Source organism: Streptomyces sp. NBC_00425, from assembly GCF_036030735.1.
GTDB lineage: Bacteria > Actinomycetota > Actinomycetes > Streptomycetales > Streptomycetaceae > Streptomyces.
Map to the genome: position 1 here is coordinate 7,167,877 of NZ_CP107928.1, position 20,015 is coordinate 7,187,891.

At 72.8% G+C, this 20,015-nt stretch carries 14 protein-coding genes; 5 read left to right on the forward strand and 9 right to left on the reverse strand.

What is annotated here, in order from left to right:
* Positions 1–55: 55 nt before the first annotated feature.
* Genes OHS82_RS31465 through OHS82_RS31495 form a run of 7 tightly spaced genes read right to left on the reverse strand, consistent with a single transcriptional unit; the run spans position 56 to position 8,104 of the window.
* Complete coding sequence (locus OHS82_RS31465) at positions 56–886, reverse strand: HpcH/HpaI aldolase/citrate lyase family protein (protein WP_057580162.1); 831 nt, start codon at positions 884–886, stop codon at positions 56–58.
* Entirely contained in the window at positions 883–2,139 is a 1,257-nt protein-coding gene (locus OHS82_RS31470; RefSeq protein WP_328435039.1) for a CaiB/BaiF CoA transferase family protein, read from the reverse strand. Before OHS82_RS31470 ends, OHS82_RS31465 begins: the two co-directional genes overlap by 4 nt.
* A complete protein-coding gene (rbsK, locus tag OHS82_RS31475; protein WP_057580164.1) occupies positions 2,136–3,029 on the reverse strand; it encodes a ribokinase in 894 nt (297 codons plus the stop codon). Before rbsK ends, OHS82_RS31470 begins: the two co-directional genes overlap by 4 nt.
* Positions 3,026–4,405, reverse strand: a complete 1,380-nt coding sequence (locus OHS82_RS31480) for an ADP-ribosylglycohydrolase family protein (protein ID WP_057580166.1) — start codon at positions 4,403–4,405, stop codon at positions 3,026–3,028. Before OHS82_RS31480 ends, rbsK begins: the two co-directional genes overlap by 4 nt.
* The gene (locus OHS82_RS31485; protein WP_057580168.1) at positions 4,393–5,580 is read right to left on the reverse strand and encodes an ADP-ribosylglycohydrolase family protein; all 1,188 of its coding nucleotides are present in this window, start codon (positions 5,578–5,580) and stop codon (positions 4,393–4,395) included. The genes OHS82_RS31480 and OHS82_RS31485 overlap by 13 nt, the downstream gene beginning before the upstream one ends.
* A gap of 8 nt (positions 5,581–5,588) precedes the next feature.
* Positions 5,589–6,962, reverse strand: coding sequence for an ADP-ribosylglycohydrolase family protein (locus OHS82_RS31490; RefSeq protein ID WP_328435040.1), 1,374 nt, complete (start codon positions 6,960–6,962; stop codon positions 5,589–5,591).
* The gene (locus OHS82_RS31495; protein WP_242433197.1) at positions 6,959–8,104 is read right to left on the reverse strand and encodes an ADP-ribosylglycohydrolase family protein; all 1,146 of its coding nucleotides are present in this window, start codon (positions 8,102–8,104) and stop codon (positions 6,959–6,961) included. Before OHS82_RS31495 ends, OHS82_RS31490 begins: the two co-directional genes overlap by 4 nt.
* A gap of 270 nt (positions 8,105–8,374) precedes the next feature.
* Here OHS82_RS31495 and OHS82_RS31500 point away from each other — a divergent pair, with 270 nt between their 5' ends.
* The 5 genes from OHS82_RS31500 to qcrB all read left to right on the forward strand — a co-directional run bounded on the left by OHS82_RS31500 (position 8,375) and on the right by qcrB (position 18,213).
* Positions 8,375–9,106 carry a VIT1/CCC1 transporter family protein gene (locus tag OHS82_RS31500; protein ID WP_057580170.1) on the forward strand — a complete coding sequence of 244 codons (732 nt, stop codon included), beginning with the start codon at positions 8,375–8,377 and terminating at the stop codon, positions 9,104–9,106.
* A gap of 381 nt (positions 9,107–9,487) precedes the next feature.
* A complete protein-coding gene (gltB, locus tag OHS82_RS31505; RefSeq protein WP_199863816.1) occupies positions 9,488–14,086 on the forward strand; it encodes a glutamate synthase large subunit in 4,599 nt (1,532 codons plus the stop codon).
* Positions 14,079–15,539 carry a glutamate synthase subunit beta gene (locus OHS82_RS31510; RefSeq protein WP_057580174.1) on the forward strand — a complete coding sequence of 487 codons (1,461 nt, stop codon included), beginning with the start codon at positions 14,079–14,081 and terminating at the stop codon, positions 15,537–15,539. Before gltB ends, OHS82_RS31510 begins: the two co-directional genes overlap by 8 nt.
* A 157-nt stretch (positions 15,540–15,696) precedes the next feature.
* The gene (locus tag OHS82_RS31515) at positions 15,697–16,419 is read left to right on the forward strand and encodes a vWA domain-containing protein (RefSeq protein WP_057580176.1); all 723 of its coding nucleotides are present in this window, start codon (positions 15,697–15,699) and stop codon (positions 16,417–16,419) included.
* Positions 16,420–16,548: 129 nt separating this feature from the next.
* Positions 16,549–18,213, forward strand: a complete 1,665-nt coding sequence (gene qcrB, locus OHS82_RS31520) for a cytochrome bc1 complex cytochrome b subunit (protein ID WP_057580314.1) — start codon at positions 16,549–16,551, stop codon at positions 18,211–18,213.
* On the opposite strand, the gene OHS82_RS31525 is transcribed toward qcrB, so the two are convergent.
* Together OHS82_RS31525 and OHS82_RS31530 are read right to left on the reverse strand one after the other, a co-directional pair.
* A complete protein-coding gene (locus OHS82_RS31525) occupies positions 18,164–19,366 on the reverse strand; it encodes a GDSL-type esterase/lipase family protein (protein WP_057580178.1) in 1,203 nt (400 codons plus the stop codon). The two genes, qcrB and OHS82_RS31525, sit on opposite strands and share 50 nt — an antisense overlap.
* The gene (locus OHS82_RS31530) at positions 19,363–19,932 is read right to left on the reverse strand and encodes a TetR/AcrR family transcriptional regulator (protein ID WP_057580180.1); all 570 of its coding nucleotides are present in this window, start codon (positions 19,930–19,932) and stop codon (positions 19,363–19,365) included. The genes OHS82_RS31525 and OHS82_RS31530 overlap by 4 nt, the downstream gene beginning before the upstream one ends.
* Positions 19,933–20,015 lie beyond the last annotated feature (83 nt).

Here is a 20,015-nt window from a genome sequence, read left to right on the forward strand (position 1 = left end):
CGGTGAACCCGGGCGCCCTCGTCGTGCGACCGCGGGTCGCGGCCTCGCCGGCCGGTCAGTCCCGGCCGGCCAGGGCCAGCGTGCGGTGCGCGGCCGCCACCACCGCGGCGTCGACGAACCGTCCGTCCGGGAGGGCCTGGGCGCCCCGTTCGGTGATGGCCGCCTTCACGATCGTCTCGGCGTCCTCCAGCTCCTGCTGGGTCGGCAGGTAGGCCTGTTCGATGATCGGGAGCTGCCGGGGGTGGATGGCGGCGCGTCCGAGGAATCCGAGGGTGCGGCCGTGGGCGCAGCTGGTGGCCAGGCCGTCCAGGTCGCGGATGTCGGGGTGGACCGACTGGGGCGGGGGCGCCAGCCCTGCGGCCCGGGCGGCGACGACGACCCGGGAGCGGGACCAGTCGAGGCCCGCGTCGTGGCGGACGCCCAGATCCGCTCGCAGGTCCGCCTCGCCGAGGGCGATGCCGCGCAGGGAGGGGTGGGCGCGGGCGATGGCGTAGGCGTGTTCCACGCCGAGGGCGGTCTCCAGCAGGGCGTGCAGGGGCGTGGCGCCGCGATCGCTCCGGGGCACGCTCTCGGCGACCCGGGTGATCTGGTGCGGGGCCGTCACCTTGGGCAGGCGCAGACCGCAGACGCCGGGGAGGGCGGCCACGGTGCGCAGGTCCGCCGCGGCGTAGGGGGTGTCCAGGGAGTTCACCCGGACGTGGACCGGTACCGGCTGGGGCTCCGAAAGACGTTCGGCGGTGGCCGCACGCGCGTACTCCTTGCGGTCCGGGGCGACCGCGTCCTCCAGGTCGACGATGACGACGTCGGCGCCGCAGGCGAGGGCCTTGGTGACCGTCTGCGGGCGGTCACCGGGAACGTAGAGCCAGGTCAGTGGGGGTTTCTTCACAGGGCACCCGCCTCGCGCAGGGTGCTCAGCTCGTCCGCGGTCAGGCCCAGCTCGGTCAGGACGGCGTCCGTGTCGGCGCCGTGCGGGCGGCCGGCCCAGCGGATCGCGCCGGGGGTCGCGGAGAGCCGGAACAGGACGTTCTGCATCCGGATCCGGCCCAGCTCCGGGTCGTCCACCGCGGTGACGGTGTCCAGGGCCTGGTACTGGGGGTCCGACAGCACGTCCCGGACGTCCTGGACCGGGGCGATCGCCGCCTCCGCCTTCTCGAACGCCGCGAGGACGTCGGTGCGGGTGTGCCGGGCGATCCAGGAGCCGACCGCCTCGTCGAGGACGTCGGTGTGGGCGGCCCGCTCGGCGCCGGTGGCGAACCACGGCTCGTCGATCAGCTCCGGGCGGCCGACGAGCCGCATCACCCGTTCCGCGACCGACTGCGCCGACGTCGAGACGGCGACCCAGTCCCCGTCGGCCGTGCGGTAGGTGTTGCGCGGGGCGTTGTTGGCGGACCGGTTGCCGGTACGGGCCTGGACGTAGCCCAGCTGGTCGTACCAGAGGGGCTGGGGGCCGAGGACGGTGAGGATGGGCTCGATGATCGCCATGTCGACGACCTGGCCCTCGCCGGTGCGGTCGCGGGCGGTGAGGGCCGTCATGACGGCATAGGCGGTGGCCAGGCCGGCGATCGAGTCGGCCAGGCCGAAGGGCGGGAGAGTGGGCGGGGCGTCCGGTTCGCCGGTGATCGCCGCGAAGCCGCTCATCGCCTCCGCGAGCGTGCCGAAGCCGGGGCGGTGCGCGTAGGGGCCGAACTGGCCGAAGGCGGTGACCCGGGTGAGGACCAGACGGGGGTTCGCCGACGACAGCTCCTCCCAGCCGAGGTCCCACTTCTCCAGGGTGCCGGGACGGAAGTTCTCGATGATCACGTCGGCCGTGGCGGCGAGCTGCAGCAGGGTGTCGCGGCCGCCCGGCGTGGACAGGTTCAGGGTGATCGTGCGCTTGTTGCGGCCGAGGAGCTTCCACCACAGGCCCACGCCGTCCTTGGACGGGCCGTGCCCGCGGGAGGGGTCGGGGCGCTCGGGGTGTTCGACCTTGACGACGTCCGCGCCGAAGTCGCCGAGCAGGGTGGCGGCGAGAGGTCCCGCGAACAGGGTGGCCAGGTCGAGGACCCGGACGCCGTGCAGGGGAGCGGCCGGCCCGGCCACGGGGGGCGTGGTCCCGACGCGTTCGGTCGTGCGAGGTTCGGTCGTGCGGGGTTCGGTCATGAGGCGTACTGCGTCTCGATCTCGGAGCGGTACGGCATCGACGCGCAGGCGCCGGGACGCTGGACGGACAGCGCGGCCGCGGCCGCCGCCCAGGCCAGGGCCTCCCGTACGGGCCGCTTCTCGCCCAGCGCCACCGCGAGGGCGCCGACGAACGTGTCGCCCGCGCCGGTGGAGTCCACGGCGGTGACGCGTGGAGCGGGCACGGTGAGGGGTTCGGCGCCCCGGGCGGCGTAGAGGCTGCCGGCCGCGCCGAGGGTGATGACGACCTCGGGGACGCTGTCCAGCAGGACGGCGGCCGCCTCGTGCGGGTCGGTGCGGCCGGTGAGCGCGGTCGCCTCGTGCTCGTTGGGCACCAACAGGTCGGTGGCGTCGAGGAGTTCCGGCGGCAGGGGCCGGGCTGGGGCGGGGGTGAGGATCGTGCGCACGCCGTGCCTGTGGGCGGCCCGGGCACCGGCGACGACCGCGGCCAGGGGCACTTCGAGTTGCAGCAGGAGCGCGTCCGCGGAGGCGATGAGGCCTTCGTCGCCGGGGGCGAGATGGTCGACGGTGCCGTTGGCGCCGGGCACCACGACGATCGCGTTGCCGCCGTCGTCGTCCACCACGATGTGCGCGGTGCCGGAGGGGGCCTCGACGGTGCGCAGGTGGTCGGTGTTGACGCCCGCGTGCTCGAGCGTGGAGCGCAGCCGGGCGCCGAAGGAGTCGTTGCCGACCGCCCCGATCATCGAGACGGCGCCGCCGGCGTGGGCGGCGGCGGTCGCCTGGTTGGCGCCCTTGCCGCCGGGGAGGGTGCGGAACTCCCGTCCCGTCACGGTCTCCCCGCGCTGCGGGGGCTTCGCCACGTAGGCGACGAGGTCCATGTTCGTGCTGCCGAGCACGACGATGTCGGTCATGGGCGGGATGCCTCCCGAGGGATGAGGGACCGGGTGAGGTGGGCGAGGGCGTCGAAGCCGACGCCGTCGAAGTCGGCGACGGAGGTGGCGAGCCGGTTCTTGAGGGGGGCCGTCCAGCGGTCGGGGAGGGCGGCCGGGCCGCCGGTGAGCAGGGCGGCGACGCCGCCCGCGGTCGCGCCGTCGGAGTCGGTGTCCCAGCCTCCCGACACGGCACGGCAGATGGACCCGGCGAAGTCGCCGTCCGCGTGGGCGAGGGCGGCGGCGATCAGGGCCGTGTTGGGGACGGCGTGCACCCAGTGGGCGCTCCGGTGGGCGACGTGGAGTTCGTCGACGACGGTGTCGAAGTCGGCGTGCTCCCCGGCGAGCCGGATCGCGTGGGTGACGGCGACGGCGAGCCGGGAGCGGGGCGGGACCACCGACAGGCCGGTGTGCAGGCAGGTGTGCACGTCGAGGGCGCCGGTCGCGGCCGCGGCGACGACGGCCGCCGTGAACATCGCCGCGTAGACGCCGTTGCCGGTGTGTGTGAGGACGGCGTCGCGGTGCGCCTGCTCGGCTGCGGCAGCCGGGTCGCCGGGGTTGGTCCAGCCGTGCACGTCGGCGCGGATCAGGGCGCCGATCCACTCCCGGAAGGGGTTGCGGTGGCGGGCGGTGTGCGGGGGTTCGACGCCGCAGAGGAGGTTGCGGTAGGCGACGCGTTCGGCGGTGAAGGTGCGGCCCGCGGGGAGTTCGTCGAGCCAGAGCCGGGCCACGTCGGCGGTGGTGAAGCCCCTGCCGTGGCGCTGCAGCAGCAGGAGGTTGAGGAGGGGGTAGTTGAGGTCGTCGTCCTCGGGCATGCCGTCGATGTTCTCGGCCAGCGAGGTGGGCGCCGAGCGGCGGTTCCACGGGTGCTCCTCGAGGAGGGGGCCGGGAACCCCCCGGGCGGTGAAGTAGCCGTCCAGGGGCCAGTTTCCGGCGGCCCGCGCCAGCCGGCGGACGGCGTCCAGGGGAAGCTTCTCCACCGGTTTGCCCAGGAGGCAGCCGGCGGCCCGCCCCAGCCAGGCGGCTTCCAGGCGGGCCTGCGAGGGCGCCGGGGTTCTCGTGCCGCCCGGCCGGCCCGGCCACCGGGGGCAGAGCGCTCTGATCTTCTCCAGTTCGGTCGGCTCGTCCTCGGCCAGTCTGCTGGGCAGGTCCGCCAGTTCGTCGAGCAGGTCGTCGGCGAGGAGCCGGAGATAGCCGGAGGCCCGTTGCCCGGACGCGCCGGCGCGGGGCGGCGCGTCGTGGCCGCCGGCCGCTCGCCAGCGGGCGGCGACCGCCCACGGCTCCCGGCCGTCCTCGGCCGCCTGGCGCAGTTCGTGGCCGAGCAGGTCCTCGGGCTGGACCCAGGTCAGTCGGAGCATCCGGAGCCTCCGGGGGCGCCTCCGAGTGCGCGGAACGCCCGCTCGTGGTCGCGGCGGCGCTCGACGTCGCGGTGGAAGACCTCGCGGGCGACCTCGGTGAGCGTCGCCGCCGGCTGCCACAGGTCGAGGCGGCTGGCCTCGGCGACCTGCTTCGACCAGTCCTCGGGGACCGGTGAGCCCAGAGCGCCGGCCACCGCGCCCGCCATCGTGGCGATCGAGTCGCAGTCGCGGCCGTAGTTCACGGAGCCGAGGACCGCCCGGCGGTAGTCGCCGCCCGCCGCCAGCACCATCCCCAGGGCGACCGGGAGTTCCTCGATCGCGTGCAGCCGGGAGGGGCGGCGCGCGCCGAGCGAGGGCCGCCGGTAGTCGGGTCCCACCGTGTCGTAGGGCGCCACCGACTCCCTGAGCGGGACGAGCGCGGACTCGACGTCGCCGTGCCGGGCCGCCTCCTCGCAGACCTTCTCGATCGCCGTGCGCGTGCCGTCCTTCGCCAGCGCCAGACAGGCCGTCACCACCGACTCCGCGGTCGCGTCGGGCGTGCACGCGGCCGCCACCGCCGCGGCGAAGACACCCGCCGCCTCCCGGCCGTAGGACGACTGGTGGGCGCCCGCGACGTCCAGCGCCTCGGCGTACGCTCCCGCCGGGTCGGCCGCGTTGACCAGGCCCACCGGGGCCATGTACATCGCCGCGCCGCAGTTGACGATGTTGCCGACGCCGGCTTCCCGCGGGTCCACATGGCCGTAGTGGAGCCGTGTGACCAGCCACTTCTCCGCCAGGAAGATCCGGTGCAGGGGGAGCGCCTCGGCTTCCAGTTCGGGGATCCAGCGGGGCGTCGTCATCAGGTCCGGGACGAGGTGGCCGGCGACCGCGTAGGCGTCCAGGTGGTCGCGGACCGTGGCGTAGACCCTGATCAGCGCATGGGTCATCAGGGTGTCGTCGGTGACGTGGCCGTCGCCCTTGTGGTACGGCGCGATGGGGCGGGCGGTGCGCCAGTCGTCGCCGTGCCAGGGCCCGACGACGCCGTGCACGCGGCCGCCGTGGCGTTCGAGGATCTGTTCCGGGGTGTAGCCCTCGACGGGGCCGCCGAGGGCGTCGCCCACGGCCGCGCCGACCAGGGCGCCGGTGATGCGCTCCTCCAGGGTTGCCCCGTTGCTTTCTTCTGCTTTGGGCGTCATGCCCCGAATCATCCTCCTGGTGGGGCCGGTTGTGCGGTTTCCAGGAGCCCGGCGAGTTCCACCAGATCGGTGCCGGTGAGCCGCGGGAGTGCGCAGCCGGAGAGGACGCGGCAGCTGTCGCGCCACGCCTCGGGGATCGCGGCGGCGCCGCCGAGCGCCCCGGTGAGCGCGCCCGCCAGGGCGGGGGCCGAGTCCGCGACCCGGGAGAGGCAGGCCGCGGCCGGCACCGCCTCGCCGATGCGGCCGCCGGACGCCGTCGCGAGGGCCAGCGCCACCGGCACGGTCTCCGCCGCGGCGATGCCGTAGCTGTAGACGTGGTCGACGATCTGGTGTTCCAGCAGCGGGACGAGCGCGAACGCGCTCGGTGCGCCGCGGGCCAGGTCCAGCGCGTGCCGGGCGTTGCGGCCGATCTCCGTGTGTGCGGGGAGTTCGCCGAGCGCCGCCGTCGTGCAGGCCTCGACGTCCGCTCCGGCCAGGGCCAGCGCCAGCGCCGCGGCCATCGCCCGGGCGCCGTGCACGCCGTCGCCGTCCTGGGTGTAGCGGGCGTCGAACTCGGCGAGCCCGGCGGCGGCCCGGGGATCGCCGGCGTGCGCCACCGCGAGGACGCAGGCGCGCACGCAGGCCGCGTCGTCGAAGTAGTGCGGGTTGTCGTGGCCGGTGGCGGGGGGCCGCAGTCCGGCGACGAGATTGCCCAGTCCGGCGCGGACGGAGATGCGGGCGCGCAGGGGCAGGACGGCGGACTCGACCTCCGGCGCGCGGTCGGCCGCCGCCGCGACCTCACTGGCGATCGCGTTCCAGGCGAGGTCGATGGCGGCGCGCATCCGGCGATCTCGGCCGAGGTCGCCGAGGGCGGTGTCATCGCCGGCCCGCAGCACCGCCTCGGCGGCGAACGCCGCCCACTCGGCGTCGTCGGAGGGGCCGAGCCGGAGGGGTTCGGGGGGCTGGTTCAGGGCGATGGGGACGGGCAGGGTGGTCGTCGCGTTGTGTTCGGCGAAGGTGTCGAGCTCCCTGGTCAGACGGCGGGTCCAGTCCGGCATCCGGGCGGCGCGATGGCGGGCGGCGGGCCACCCGGCGGCGTCGCCCGCGGCCAGGCCCAGCAGCAGGCCCTCGATGCGCCGCGCGTGCCGCGGGCGGGCGGGTCTCGCGGGTTCGGCGTCGCCGGCGGGCCTGTCGGTCCGGCCCGCCGGTCCGGCGTGGTGGCGTCCGGCCGCTCCGCTGCGGCTCTCGCGGTCGGGTGCGGACGGGCCCTGCGGGGCGCGATCGGCCTCGCCGTCGGGGGCCGCGGGCGCGCGGGGCGGCGCCGTGACCGCGATGCCCGCCGCGCTCTCCGTGGCCGCCGCGGCCGTCATCGTCTCGTCGTCCCAGGGGGCGGGCGGTGTCATGGGCAGGCCTCCGCGCTGTCGTTCGCCGTCGCCGTCGCCGTCACGGTCGCCGCAGTCGTCGTCGCCGTCGTGGCAGCTGTCGTCGCCGCTGTCAGGGCGAAGGCCGTCGGGTCCGGGTGGGAGAGCCGTCCCGGGCTCATCAGGATCGGCACGACGTCCGCCCCGACGACGCCCTCGCCCCACTTGCCGCCCTCGCCCGGCACCAGCAGTTCGGCCACGTCCAGCACGTGATGGCCCGCCATCGAGGGCAGGCAGGTGCCCCGCGCCGGGCCGATGGCCGCCGCCCAGTCCTGCGGGATCGCCGAGACCCCCCGGGTGGCGCCGGCCAGGGCGCCCGCCACCGCCGCCGTGGTGTCCGCGTCGCGGCCCATGTTCACCGCCGTGAGGACCGCCTCGCGGAAGTCGCCCTCGGCTGCCGCGTAGGCGCCGAACGCGAGGGCGACGGCCTCGGGCGCCAGATCGGTCCACGGGTAGCCGCCGACGACGACGGCCGAGCGCACGGCCCGTTCGCCGCGGTGGGCCGCCGCTGCCGCCCGGCGCAGGGAACGAGCCGTCCAGGAGTCCTCGGGGACCACCGCGAGAGCCGAGGCGACCACCGCGACCGGCGGCGCCCCGGCCATCGCCGCGGCCACTCCCGCCGCGACCGCCTGCCCGCCGTAGATGCCCTCGCCGTCGTGGCTCACCGCGCCGTCGATCGCGACCAGCCGGGCGGCCTCCGCCGGGCGGCCCGCGGCGAAGACGCCGAAGGGGGCCGCGCGCATCGCCAGGCCGTCGCTCCAGGCGTGCCGGTGCTGCGCCGAGATGGGCGCCGCGAGGCCGCGGCGGAGGTTCTCCAGGGTGCCGCGCTCGCTGAATCCCGCGCCCCGGAAGGGGCCTTCGTCCCGGTCGGCGATCCACTGGTGCCAGGCCGACTCGACGTGGGCCGGGGTGAGCGCGGAGCCGTGCCGGGCGAGCAGCAGGCCGGAGAAGATCGCGTACTCGGTGTCGTCCGTGCCGGCCGGCCGGTCGGCGACGTAGCCGGTGATGCGGCCCCAGCGGGCGCGGATCTGCGAGGGCTTCATGTTCTCGGCGGGGGCGCCCAGGGCGTCTCCGACGGCGAGGCCGAGCAGGGCGCCGCGGGCTCTTTCACGGATCGTCGCCATAGGCGTCCTCCTCCACCATGGCTCCGCTCGGGCGCGGAACCGTCTGCGGATGTGTCCCACCATCGGCGGTTGACCCGAGCCTCGAAGCCCTTCATGTCACCCGGTCGACATCTGTGCGGATAGCCGATCGAATGAGCGCTCGAAGGTAAAAGCGCAGGTTAGCCCAGCCTTTCCTTGCTGGCGGAGCGGAATGGGGAGGCGTATCTTCGCGTTGTAGGAACTTAGAATCAGTCTAAACTTAGCTTTGGCTCAGCTTACTGGGGGATCTCCGTGGCCATCATCGAGACCGAGGCGCCGCTGCACGAGGCGCACCGCGACAACCACACCCACCGTGACGTCAACGGGGGCTGGCTGCGCCCCGCCGTCTTCGGCGCGATGGACGGCCTGGTCTCCAACCTCGCCCTGATGACCGGTGTCGCCGGCGGATCCGTGGGACAGCAGACCCTCGTCGTCACCGGCCTCGCGGGGCTGGCCGCCGGCGCCTTCTCCATGGCCGCCGGCGAGTACACCTCCGTCGCCTCGCAGCGCGAACTCGTCGAGGCCGAACTGGCTGTCGAGCGGCGGGAGCTGCGCAAGCACCCCCAGGACGAGGAGGCCGAGCTCGCCGCCCTGTACGAGTCCCGGGGCGTCGAACCCGCACTCGCCCGGCAGGTCGCCCAGCAACTGTCGCGCGACCCCGAGCAGGCCCTGGAGATACACGCCCGCGAGGAGCTGGGCATCGACCCGTCCGATCTGCCCTCGCCGCTGGTCGCCGCGGTGTCCAGCTTCGGATCGTTCGCACTGGGCGCGTTGCTGCCCGTCCTGCCGTATCTGCTCGGCGCCTCCTCCCTGTGGCCGGCCGTGCTGCTGGCCCTGCTCGGCCTGTTCGGCTGCGGCGCGGTGGTGGCCCGGGTGACGGCGCGGACCTGGTGGTTCAGCGGGCTGCGGCAGCTGGCCCTCGGCGGTGCGGCGGCCGGTGTGACGTACGCCCTGGGCAGCTTCTTCGGAACGGCCGTAGGATAGATCGGCTGCTACCTATGCGATGGGCCGCATAGGTAGCCGTTACCGACTGGTTTCGAGTGCTTAACCAGCGGGCATGAGCCGTAAGCGCTGTGGGCAATGACGCCTGCGGCGCACTCGCGGGGTGGGTGACGCCGCTCCCCCCGCCCTTCCGGTCCGCCGGGCAACGATCCGACCGATCTCGTCCCGTCCGGCCCCCATACCTTTCAGCCACGTGCGAGGAACCCCCGCCGCGCGTCCGTGGCGTCCGCATGCTGGAACGGAGTATCCGGTTCCCGAGAACCGCTCCATCATGTAACCTGCACGAAATTTTGCGTTCCGCAGAGGGCCAACGTCGTCCCTTCGCCAGCAGATATGCCACCTGAGACGACGACGGGAGAGCCGATGCGTACGCCGCGCCAGCCGTCCCAGCATTCCGCGAATGGCCAGAACTGGTCCTTCATGGATGCTCGCCCTGCTGCGCAGGGTATGTACGACCCCCGCAACGAGCACGACGCCTGTGGCGTCGGCTTCGTGGCCACCCTCACCGGCGAGGCGAGCCACGCGCTGGTCGAGCAGGCGCTGACCGTTCTGCGCAACCTCGAGCACCGCGGCGCCACCGGCTCCGAGCCGGACTCCGGCGACGGCGCGGGCATCCTGACCCAGGTCCCGGACGCCTTCCTCCGCGAGGTCGCCGGATTCGAGCTCCCCGACGCCGGCCACTACGCCGTCGGCATCGCCTTCCTCCCCGAGGACGGCGCCGAGGCCTGCGTCTCACAGATCGAGACGATCGCCGCCGCGGAGGGCCTCACCGTCCTCGGCTGGCGCGAGGTCCCGGTCGCCCCCGAACTCCTCGGCGCGACCGCCCGCTCCACGATGCCGGCCTTCCGCCAGCTCTTCGTGAGCGACGGCACGAGCCAGGGCATCGACCTCGACCGCAAGGCGTTCGTGCTGCGCAAGCGCGCCGAGCGCGAGGCCGGCGTGTACTTCCCGTCGCTCTCCGCGCGCACGATCGTCTACAAGGGCATGCTGACCACCGGCCAGCTCGAGCCCTTCTTCCCGGACCTGTCCGACCGCCGTTTCGCCTCGGCCGTGTCGCTCGTCCACTCGCGCTTCTCCACGAACACCTTCCCGTCGTGGCCGCTCGCGCACCCCTACCGCTTCGTCGCGCACAACGGTGAGATCAACACCGTCAAGGGCAACCGCAACTGGATGCGCGCCCGCGAGTCGCAGCTCGTCTCGGACCTGTTCGGCCAGGACGACAAGGCCATCGAGCGGATCTTCCCGGTGTGCACGCCGGACGCCTCCGACTCGGCGTCCTTCGACGAGGTGCTCGAACTGCTCCACCTCGGCGGCCGCTCGCTGCCGCACTCCGTGCTGATGATGATCCCGGAGGCGTGGGAGAACCACGACACCATGGATCCGGCCCGGCGCGCCTTCTACGAGTTCCACTCCACGATGATGGAGCCCTGGGACGGCCCGGCCTGCGTGACCTTCACCGACGGCACCCAGGTCGGCGCGGTCCTCGACCGCAACGGTCTGCGCCCCGGCCGCTACTGGGTCACCGACGACGGCCTCGTCGTCCTCGGCTCCGAGGTCGGCGTCCTCGACATCGACCCCGCCAAGGTCGTCCGCAAGGGCCGCCTGCAGCCCGGCCGGATGTTCCTCGTCGACACCGCCGAGCACCGCATCATCGAGGACGACGAGATCAAGGCGCAGCTCGCCGCCGAGAACCCGTACGCCGAGTGGCTGGAGGCCGGCGAGATCGAGCTCGGCGACCTGCCCGAGCGTGAGCACATCGTGCACACGCACGCCTCGGTCACCCGCCGCCAGCAGACCTTCGGCTACACCGAGGAAGAGCTGCGCGTCATCCTCGCGCCGATGGCCAAGACCGGCGGCGAACCGCTCGGCTCCATGGGCACCGACTCGCCGATCGCCGCGCTCTCCGCCCGGCCGCGCCTGCTCTTCGACTACTTCACCCAGCTGTTCGCGCAGGTCACCAACCCGCCGTTGGACGCCATCCGCGAGGAGCTCGTCACCTCGCTGCGCTCCTCCCTCGGCCCCCAGGGCAACCTGCTCGAGCCGAGCGCCGCGTCCTGTCGCACCGTCACCCTGCCGTTCCCGGTCATCGACAACGACGAGCTGGCCAAGCTCATCCACATCAACGCCGACGGCGACATGCCCGGCTTCAAGGCCGCGACCCTCTCCGGCCTGTACCGGGTGCACGGCGGCGGTGACGCGCTCGCCGCCCGCATCGACGAGATCTGCGCCGAGGCCGACGCCGCCATCGACAACGGCGCCCGGCTCATCGTCCTGTCGGACCGCCACTCCGACGCCGAGCACGCGCCGATCCCGTCGCTGCTGCTCACCGCGGCCGTCCACCACCACCTCATCCGCACCAAGCAGCGCACCCAGGTGGGCCTGCTGGTCGAGGCCGGAGACGTCCGCGAGGTCCACCACGTCGCCCTGCTGATCGGCTTCGGCGCCGCCGCCGTCAACCCGTACCTGGCGATGGAGTCCGTCGAGGACCTGCTGCGCGCGGGCACCTTCCTCGGCGGCATGGAGCCCGAGCAGGCGATCCGCAACCTGATCTACGCGCTCGGCAAGGGCGTCCTGAAGGTCATGTCCAAGATGGGCATCTCGACCGTAGCCTCCTACCGCGGCGCACAGGTCTTCGAAGCGGTCGGCCTCGACGACGCCTTCGTCGAGAAGTACTTCAGCGGCACCGCCACCAAGATCGGCGGCATCGGCATCGACGTCGTCGCCAAGGAGGTCGCCGCCCGCCACGCCAAGGCCTACCCCGCCTCCGGCATCGCGCCCGCGCACCGCGCCCTGGAGATAGGCGGCGAGTACCAGTGGCGCCGCGAGGGCGAGCCGCACCTGTTCGACCCGGAGACGGTCTTCCGCCTCCAGCACTCGACGCGCACGGCCCGCTACGACATCTTCAAGCAGTACACGGGCCGGGTGAACGAGCAGTCCGAGCGGCTGATGACCCTGCGCGGGCTCTTCGGCCTCAAGTCGGACCGCCCCTCGATCTCCGTCGACGAGGTCGAGCCCGTCTCCGAGATCGTCAAGCGCTTCTCCACCGGCGCCATGTCGTACGGCTCCATCTCCCAGGAGGCGCACGAGACCCTCGCCATCGCCATGAACCAGCTGGGCGGCAAGTCCAACACCGGTGAGGGCGGCGAGGACCCGGAGCGCCTGTACGACCCCGCGCGCCGCTCCAGCATCAAGCAGGTCGCCTCCGGCCGCTTCGGCGTCACCTCCGAGTACCTGGTCAACGCGGACGACATCCAGATCAAGATGGCCCAGGGCGCCAAGCCCGGCGAGGGCGGCCAGCTGCCCGGCCACAAGGTCTACCCGTGGGTCGCCAAGACCCGGCACTCCACCCCGGGCGTCGGCCTGATCTCCCCGCCGCCGCACCACGACATCTACTCCATCGAAGACCTGGCCCAGCTGATCCACGACCTGAAGAACGCGAACCCGCAGGCGCGGATCCACGTGAAGCTGGTCTCCGAGGTCGGCGTCGGCACGGTCGCGGCCGGTGTGTCCAAGGCCCACGCGGACGTCGTGCTCATCTCCGGCCACGACGGCGGCACCGGCGCCTCCCCGCTGACCTCGCTCAAGCACGCGGGCGGCCCCTGGGAGCTGGGCCTCGCCGAGACCCAGCAGACCCTGCTGCTCAACGGCCTGCGCGACCGGATCGTGGTCCAGACGGACGGCCAGCTCAAGACCGGCCGCGACGTGATCATCGCCGCGCTGCTCGGCGCCGAGGAGTTCGGTTTCGCGACCGCGCCGCTCGTCGTCTCCGGCTGCGTCATGATGCGCGTCTGCCACCTGGACACCTGCCCGGTCGGCATCGCCACCCAGAACCCGGTGCTGCGCGACCGCTTCGCCGGCCAGGCCGAGTACGTCGTGAACTTCTTCAAGTTCATCGCCGAAGAGGTCCGCGAACTGCTGGCCGAGCTGGGCTTCCGCTCGATCGAGGAGGCCGTCGGCCACGCCGAGGTCCTCGACGTCGAGCGCGCCGTCGACCACTGGAAGGCACAGGGCCTCAACCTGGCCCCGCTCTTCCACGTGCCCGCCCTGCCCGAGGGCGCGGCCCTGCACCAGGTCATCTCGCAGGACCACGGCCTGGAGAAGGCGCTCGACAACGAGCTCATCAAGCTCGCCGCCGACGCCCTCGCCGCGGACTCCGCGACCGACGCCCAGCCGGTGCGCGCCCAGGTCTCCATCCGCAACATCAACCGCACGGTCGGCACCATGCTCGGCCACGAGGTGACGAAGCGGTTCGGCGGCGCGGGCCTGCCCGACGACACCGTCGACATCACCTTCACCGGCTCCGCGGGCCAGTCCTTCGGCGCCTTCCTCCCGCGTGGCGTCACGCTGCGCCTGGAGGGCGACGCCAACGACTACGTCGGCAAGGGCCTCTCCGGCGGCCGCGTCATCGTCCGCCCGGACCGGGGCGCCGACCACCTCGCCGAGTACTCGACCATCGCGGGCAACACCATCGCCTACGGCGCGACCGGCGGCGAGCTGTTCCTGCGCGGCCGCACCGGCGAGCGGTTCTGCGTCCGCAACTCCGGCGCGACGGTCGTCTCCGAGGGCGTGGGCGACCACGGCTGCGAGTACATGACCGGCGGTCACGCGGTGGTCCTCGGCGAGACGGGCCGCAACTTCGCGGCCGGCATGTCCGGCGGCATCGCCTATGTGATCGACCTGAACCGCGACCACGTCAACGTCGGCAACCTCGACGCCGTCGAGGCGCTCGACGACACCGACAGGCTGTGGCTGCACGACGTGGTGCGCCGCCACGCCGAGGAGACCGGCTCGACGGTCGCCGAGAAGCTGCTCGCCGACTGGGACACGGCCGTGGAGCGCTTCAGCAAGATCATCCCCAGCACGTACAAGGCAGTGCTCGCCGCCAAGGACGCCGCCGAGCGAGCGGGACTCTCCGAGTCCGAGATCACCGAGAAGATGATGGAGGCGGCGACCCATGGCTGACCCGAAGGGCTTCCTGAACCACGGCCGTGAGGTCGCCAAGTCCCGCCCCGTCGACGTGCGGCTGAAGGACTGGAACGAGGTCTACGTCCCCGGTTCGCTGCTGCCGATCATCGGCAAGCAGGCCAGTCGGTGCATGGACTGCGGCATCCCGTTCTGCCACAACGGCTGTCCGCTCGGGAACCTGATCCCCGAGTGGAACGACTTCGCCTACCGCGAGGACTGGTCGGCCGCGCAGGAGCGGCTGCACGCGACGAACAACTTCCCGGAGTTCACCGGGCGGCTGTGCCCGGCTCCCTGCGAGTCGGCGTGCGTGCTCGGCATCAACCAGCCGGCCGTCACCATCAAGAACGTCGAGGTCTCGATCATCGACAAGGCGTGGGAGACCGGTGACGTCGCTCCGCAGGCGCCCGAACGCCTGTCCGGCAAGACGGTCGCGGTCATCGGTTCGGGCCCGGCGGGCCTGGCCGCCGCCCAGCAGCTCACCCGGGCCGGCCACACCGTCGCCGTCTACGAGCGCGCGGACCGCATCGGCGGCCTTCTCCGGTACGGCATCCCCGAGTTCAAGATGGAGAAGCGGCACATCAACCGCCGCATCGAGCAGATGCGCACGGAGGGCACCCGCTTCCGCACCGGCATCGAGATCGGCCGCGACCTCAAGGCCACCGACCTGAAGAAGCGCTACGACGCCGTCGTGATCGCCGCCGGCGCCACGACCGCCCGTGACCTGCCGGTCCCCGGCCGTGAGCTCAAGGGCGTCCACCAGGCGATGGAGTACCTGCCGCTGGCCAACAAGGTCCAGGAGGGCGACTTCGTGGCGCCCCCGATCACGGCCGAGGGCAAGCACGTCGTGGTCATCGGCGGCGGCGACACCGGCGCCGACTGCGTGGGCACCGCCCACCGCCAGGGCGCGGCCTCCGTCACCCAGCTGGAGATCATGCCCCGGCCGGGCGAGGAGCGGAACCCGGGCCAGCCGTGGCCGACGTTCCCGATGCTCTACAAGGTCACCTCCGCGCACGAGGAGGGCGGTGAGCGGGTCTACTCCGTCTCCACCACCCACTTCGAGGGCGACGAGGACGGCAACGTCCAGTGGCTGCACCTCACCGAGGTCGAGTTCGTCGAGGGCAGGCTGACGCCCAAGCCGGGCACCGAGCGCAAGATCCCCGCCCAGCTGGTCACCCTCGCCATGGGCTTCACCGGCACCGACCGGGAGAACGGCCTGGTGGAGCAGTTCGGCCTGGAGCTCGACGAGCGCGGCAACGTGGCGCGCGACGCCGACTTCGCGACCAACGTGCCCGGCGTGTACGTCGCCGGAGACGCCGGCCGCGGCCAGTCGCTCATCGTGTGGGCGATCGCGGAGGGCCGCTCGGCCGCCCGCGGCGTCGACCGGTTCCTGACCGGGGCGAGCGACCTGCCCGCCCCGATCCGCCCGACGGACCGCTCGCTGATGGTCTGACGGCCCCGCCGAAAGGCACCAGACGTCCCGTACAAAGGCGTGCGGAACATTGACGGCGCCTGCCCACAGTCCCCGACCGGACGACTGGGCAGGCGCCGTCGCCTTTCCGTACACCTGTTCCCCGAGTGGGGGCGGTGGGTGTGGAAGGCTGTGCGCCATGGTCGCGATCAGTCTCACCAAGGTCCAGGAGACCGCACCCGCGCTGGTCAGCCTCTACAAGAGCGCCGGGGCGTCCCTCGCCAGGCACGGCCTCGACGGGCAGCGGGCCGCCGTCTACCTCGTCGTCGACTACTCGGGGTCGATGAAGCCGTACTACGAGGACGGCAGCGTGCAGGCGCTCGCCGACCGGGTGCTGGGACTCTCCGCCCATCTCGACGACGACGGCCGGGTGCCGGTCGTCTTCTTCTCCACCGACGTCGACGCCGTCACCGACATCGCCCTCGCCGACCACCGCGGACGGGTGGACCGCATCGCGGCCGGGCTCGGACACATGGGCAGGACCAGCTACCACCTCGCCATGGACGCCGTCATCGACCACTACCTCGACAGCGGGGCGCGCGAACCCGCGCTCGTCGTCTTCCAGACCGACGGCGGCCCCGTCAACAAGCTCGCCGCCGAGCGCTATCTGTGCAAGGCCTCCAAGCTGCCCCTGTTCTGGCAGTTCATCGGCTTCGGCGACCGCGGCAGCAAGCAGTTCGACTTCCTGCGCAGGCTCGACGAACTGCCCGTCCCGGCGAAACGGGCGGTCGACAACGCCGGCTTCTTCCACGCCGGTCCGGATCCGCGGAAGGTGTCGGACGCCGATCTCTACGACCGGCTCGTGAGCGAGTTCCCGGGGTGGCTGACGGCCGCCCGGGCGCACGGGATCGTACGACCGTAGCGGCGGAGGCGGCGGTGCCTGCACAGGCCGTCCGGAACCGTCCGCACCGTTGGCTCAGCGGGTCGTCCGTGCCACCCTGAGGAAGGTCCGACGGGGAGGCGGCGACGTATGGGCGAGTACGTGGGATCGGTGAACGAGGCGGCGCAGGAGGGGAGTTCACGGCCGAGGGGGGAGCCGGGCAAGGGCGAGCGGGTCGCGGACTGGGCGGACGGACGGCTCGGGCTGTACACGCTGGCGAAGGCCAACCTGCGCAAGGTGTTCCCGGACCACTGGTCCTTCATGCTGGGCGAGATCTGCCTCTACAGCTTCCTGATCCTCATCCTCACCGGCGTCTACCTCACCCTGTTCTTCGAGCCGAGCAGCGCCGAGGTCGTCTACCACGGCTCCTACGCGCCCCTCAACGGCATCACGATGACGCGGGCGTACGAGTCGACGCTCGACATCAGCTTCGACGTCCGCGGCGGCCTGCTGATCCGGCAGATCCACCACTGGTCGGCGCTGGTCTTCGTCACCGGCATGCTCGTGCACATGATGCGGGTGTTCTTCACCGGCGCGTTCCGCAAGCCGCGCGAGGTCAACTGGGTGTTCGGCTGGCTGCTGTTGTTCCTCGGCATCCTCACCGGTCTGACCGGCTACTCGCTCCCCGACGACCTGCTCTCCGGCACCGGCGTGCGGTTCGCCGACGGCGCGATCCTGTCCGTCCCGATCGTCGGGACGTACCTGTCGTTCTTCCTCTTCGGGGGCGAGTTCCCGGGGCACGACATCATCTCCCGGTTCTACCCGATCCACGTCCTGCTGCTGCCCGGCATCATGCTGGGGCTGGTCGTCGCCCACCTCGTCCTGGTGTTCTTCCACAAGCACACGCAGTATCCGGGACCCGGACGCGACCAGAAGAGCGTCGTCGGCATGCCGTTCATGCCGGTCTACATGGCGAAGGCCGGCGGGTTCTTCTTCCTGGTCTTCGGCGTGCTCGCGGTGATGGGCGGGATCGCGAGCGTCAACCCGGTGTGGGCGTTCGGGCCGTACCGGCCGGACCAGGTGACGACGGGCGCCCAGCCGGACTGGTACCTCGGCTTCTCCGAGGGGCTGATCCGGGTGATGCCGGGATGGGAGATCAACGCCTGGGGCCACACCCTGGAGCCGGGCGTCCTCATCCCGTTCTCGCTCTTCCCGCTGATCCTGCTCGCCCTCGGGGTCTATCCCTTCGTCGAGGCGTGGATAACCGGCGACAGGCGCGAGCACCACATCCTCGACCGGCCGCGCAACGCCCCCGTGCGCACCGGCCTCGGCGTGGCCTGGCTGACCCTGTACGCGGTGCTGCTGCTCGGCGGCGGCAACGACATCGTCGCCACCCATCTGCATCTGTCCATCAACGCGATCACCTGGTTCGTGCGGGTCGCCGTGTTCGTCGCCCCCGTCGTCGCCTTCGTGGTCACCAAGCGGATCTGTCTCGGACTGCAGCGCCGCGACCGCGACATGGTGCTGCACGGCCGGGAGACGGGCACCATCAGACGCCTGCCGCACGGCGAGTACGTCGAGGTCCACGAACCCCTCGGCCGGGACCGGCTGTTCACCCTCACCCAGCACGAGCAGCACCCGCCGTACGAGATCGGGCCGCTCGTCGACCACAACGGGGTGCGGCGGCCGGTCACCGTCTCCCAGCGGGTGCGGGCGCGGCTGGCCCGGGCGATGTTCGGCGCGGACGGCCACATCCCCAAGCCGACGCCCGGGGAGTACCGCGAACTCACCGGAGGCCACGGGGGTCATGGGGGACATGGGGGAGACGGGACGTGAGGACCCGCGCGAAGCGTTCGCCGATCAGGCGGTGACCGGCCGCGTCCGGGTGGAGGCCGTCGGGCAGCGGTGTCCCGACGGCGTCGGCCTCGCCGTACAGGTCGAGGCCGTCGACGTAATGCAGGTGTGGGTCGTCGGCGGCGCGCTCGGCCACGATCCGGGCCAGTTCGGCGCGGATCACCCGCAGGGTCAGCTTTCCGTACGCCACCTCGGCCGGATCGCCCATCGGCTGGAACAGCGCCCTGCCCGCGGCGGCGGAGGCGAAGTCGAGCGAGGTGGGGCCCGGCGTGTCCTCGTGCATCGGGCACAGGATCGGTGAGACGACCACCAGGGGCGTGTCCGGACGGCCCTCGCGGATCGTGTCGAGGAAGCCGTGCACGGCCGGGGTGAAGGCGCGCAGCCGCATCAGGTCCAGGTTCACCACGTTGATGCCGACCTTGACGCTGATCAGGTCGGCCGGGGTGTCCCGCAGCGCGCGGGCGGTGAACGGGTCCAGCAGGGCGCTGCCGCCCAGGCCCAGGTTGATCAGCTCCACCCGGGCCAGCGAGGCGGCGAGGGCGGGCCAGATCGCGGTGGGGCGCACCGCGTCCGAGCCGTGGCTGATCGAACTGCCGTGGTGCAGCCAGACCGGCCGGCCGTGCGCCGGGGCGGCGGTCAGCGGGGCGTCGGTGCGCAGGGCGACCAGTTCGGTGGTCTCGTCGTGCGGGAGCCAGATCTCCAGGTCCTTGACCCCGGCCGGCAGGTCCGTGAACCGCAGGGTGGCGACCGGACCGGACCGGGTGTCGCTGGTCTCGGCCACCAGGTCGACGGTCTGGACGCGGCCGCCCTCCGTCACACTGGCCGTCCTGACCGGACGGCCGTCGACGAGCAGTTCGTACACGCCGTCCGGGCGGGGCGGACCGCCGACGTAGACCCGCTTGGTGGGCAGGACGTCCAGCTCGACGGCGGTGGCCTCGCTGCGGAACGCGAGCCGTACGCCCGACGGCTGGGACTCGGCCATGGCGAGCTGCGGGTCGGCGCACTGGGCACGCGCGCGTGCGGGCAGCCGGTGCGGCAGCACGCCGTGCTCGGTGCGCTCCAGGTCGAGTGCTCCGCGCAGCAGATCGGCGGTGACCGGCGTCGTGACCCAGCCCGGGCCCGGCGCGCGGCTCATGCGGCGGGCCAGTTGCGCAGCAGGGCGTCGAGGGCGTCCAGGACGCGGGCCCAGGTCTCGTCCGTGTCCGGCGCGCTGTGGCTGAAGCTCCCGCCCAGCTCCAGGGCGACGTAACCGTTGAAGACGCTGCCGAGGAGCCGGACCGCGTGCGTACGGTCCGGCTCCTCGAGGTCGTAGCCGCGCAGCAGTGCCCGGGTCATCTGCGCGTGCCGGACGCCGGCGCTCGCGGCCGCCGTCTCGGGGTCGAGCCGCAGCTGGGCGGCGGCGTAGCGGCCGGGATGCTCGTGCGCGTAGTCGCGGTAGACGTCGGCCAGCGCGGTCAGCGCGTCCTTGCCGGACCGGCCCGCCAGCGCGTCGGCGGCCCGGTCGGCGAGCTCCTCGAGGGCGAGCAGCGCGATCCGGGTCCTGAGGTCCTGCGAGTTCTTCACGTGCGAGTACAGACTCGCGACCCTGACGTCGAACCGCCGGGCCAGCGCCGAGACGGTCACCTCCTCGAAGCCGGCCTCGTCGGCGAGCTCCGCGCCCGCCCGCACCAGACGCTCCGTGGTCAGTCCGACCCGCCCCATGTTCGTCCTTCCCGTCGCTCGGGTCTGCACCCCCGGGCCTTCACCGATGGCCTTCACCCATTATGCGTTTGCCTAAAGTATTT